We start from the raw sequence: 2,498 nt of genomic DNA on the forward strand, positions 1-2,498 counted from the left end.
TGTTGAGGTGCGTGCAAAACTGACCCACTTCCACTAGAAATTTGCATCGAAAACTGACCCACATGTTCAATGCCTGCTTGGACGCCAAGCAGGAGAACCGGAGTGATTACGGTGAGCATGTTGGCAAAGATTCGGCGGATGCACTTCCGCGATGGCGTCCCGCTCAGGGACATATCCCGGCGTACTGGCCTGTCCCGTAACACCATACGGCGATGGTTGCGTGAGCCTTCATCAACCGGTGAGCCGAAGTATCCGAAGCGAGAAAGCAGCAGCGTTGTCGACCCATGGTCGGAACAGTTGCGTCTTTGGCTACTGGCTGATACGCGAAGGCCGAAGCGCGAGCGGCGCTCGGCAAAGCAGATGCACGCCGATTTGCGGGCTGCTGGATACGATGGCAGCTACGACCGTGTCTGTGCGTTCATCCGCAACTGGAAGCAGAACCGCGATGAAGGCGCTCTACGAGGAGCCTTCGTACCGCTCGCTTTCGAATATGGCGAGGCATTCCAGTTCGACTGGAGCTGCGAATACGTCTTCATCGGTGGCCTACGACGCCGGATAGAAGTCGCACACACGAAGCTCGCCGCAAGTCGCGCATTCTGGCTCGTCGCCTATCACACGCAGAGTCACGAAATGTTGTTCGACGCGCACGCGCGGGCGTTCGCCGCGTTCGGCGGCATACCCCGACGCGGCATCTACGACAACATGAAAACCGCCGTGGACAAGGTGGGGCCAGGAAAGGAGCGCGCCATAAACGCTCGCTTCCATTCGATGTGCAACCACTACCTGTTCGAACCCGAGTTCTGCAACCGCGCTGCAGGCTGGGAAAAAGGCATCGTCGAGAAGAACGTTCAGGACCGTCGTCGTCACATCTGGCACGAGGCAATCCGCACCCGGTGGGAGTCACTTGATGTTCTGAACGTCTGGCTGGCCGAGCGCTGCCGGCATGCGTGGCAGGAGCTTCGTCATCCTCAATGGCCCGAGCTGACGGTAGCAGACGCGTTGCAGGACGAACGCCCGCGTCTGATGCAATGCCCCAAGCCGTTCGACGGCTACATTGAGCAGCCCGTTCGCGTGTCGTCAACAAGCCTCATCCACTTCCAGCGCAACCGTTATAGCGTGCCAACGGAGTTCGCAAATCATGTCGTGAGTTTGCGAACGTATCCGGCGTATATCAGCGTCGTCGCCGATGGCAACGAGATTGCGCGTCATGCACGTAGCTTCGACCGATACCTGACCTTCTACGACTGGACGCACTACATCAGTCTTGTAGCCCGCAAGCCAGGCTCCCTACGAAACGGAGCCCCGTTCCTCACAATGCCCGAGCCAATGCAGCGGCTTCAGCGTCACCTGCTCCGACAGGTGGGAGGCGACCGCGTAATGGTGCAGGTGCTATCGGCAACGCCTGTGCATGGTCTGGAAGCGGTGCTGGTTGCCGTGGAGCTGGCTCTCGAATCTGGCAGGCCAAGTGCCGAGCATGTACTGAATATCCTTGCCCGCCTGAAAAGCCCCGCGTCTCGCAGCTCCGACGGCGTACAGACTTCGCTACGGCTGAAGATAGAACCGCTCGCCGACGTCCACCGGTACGAAAAGCTTCGCACTCCACGCAAGGAGGATGGTCATGTCGAATGAAACCGCAGCGCAACTCAAATCGCTCAAACTCCATGGCATGGCGCAGGCGTGGCCAGAGCTGGTCGCCCAGGCACGGCACAACGAGTTTGAACCGGAGAAGTTTATGCAGATGCTGCTAAAAGCCGAGACTGCCGAGCGGCTGGTTCGGTCCATCAACTACCAGATGACCGCCGCGCGATTCCCAGCGCATCGCGACCTCGCTGGCTTCGACTTCGAACAGGCCAGCACGGACGAGCCGCTCGTGCGCGAGCTCCACACGTTAAAGTTCTGTGAATCGGCGCAGAACGTAGTGTTCATCGGCGGGCCAGGCACAGGCAAAACCCATCTCGCTACGTCGCTAGGCATCGAAGCCGTGCAACACCACGCAAAACGCGTGCGCTTCTACACTACCGTTGAACTGGTAAATCAACTCGAAGCAGAGAAAGCAGCTGGAAAACCGGGGCAAATCGCCAACAGGCTGATGTATGCAGACGTCGTCATACTTGACGAACTCGGCTACCTGCCGTTCACCCAGACCGGCGGCGCACTACTGTTCCACCTGTTCTCAAAGCTTTACGAACATACAAGCATCGTTGTGACAACGAACCTTAGCTTCACCGAGTGGTCGAGCGTGTTCGGCGATGCGAAGATGACTACTGCTCTGCTTGACCGCTTCACGCATCACTGCCATATCGTGGAAACAGGGAATGATTCATGGCGCTTCAAGAACAGCACAGCAGCGCAACCCACAAAGCGGACTACGTCCCGCAAAACCTCACCTAAGACAGTAAAAGACGAAGAAGTTGGCGCGCAGGAGTGATGATTCTGCGCCACGAGGGTGGGTCAGTTTTAGATGCAAAAAGTGGGTCAGTTTCTACTGCAAATCAACA

At 57.8% G+C, this 2,498-nt stretch carries 2 protein-coding genes; both read left to right on the forward strand.

Annotated elements, in window-relative coordinates; all coding sequences use genetic code 11:
• The first annotated feature begins 111 nt into the window (after positions 1–111).
• Complete coding sequence (istA, locus tag G3N97_RS38180; protein WP_205997908.1) at positions 112–1,629, forward strand: IS21 family transposase; 1,518 nt, start codon at positions 112–114, stop codon at positions 1,627–1,629.
• Positions 1,619–2,428, forward strand: a complete 810-nt coding sequence (istB, locus tag G3N97_RS38185; RefSeq protein WP_205997909.1) for an IS21-like element helper ATPase IstB — start codon at positions 1,619–1,621, stop codon at positions 2,426–2,428. Before istA ends, istB begins: the two co-directional genes overlap by 11 nt.
• Positions 2,429–2,498 lie beyond the last annotated feature (70 nt).

It is taken from the genome of Paraburkholderia sp. Ac-20347, from assembly GCF_017104805.1.
Lineage (GTDB): Bacteria > Pseudomonadota > Gammaproteobacteria > Burkholderiales > Burkholderiaceae > Paraburkholderia > Paraburkholderia tropica.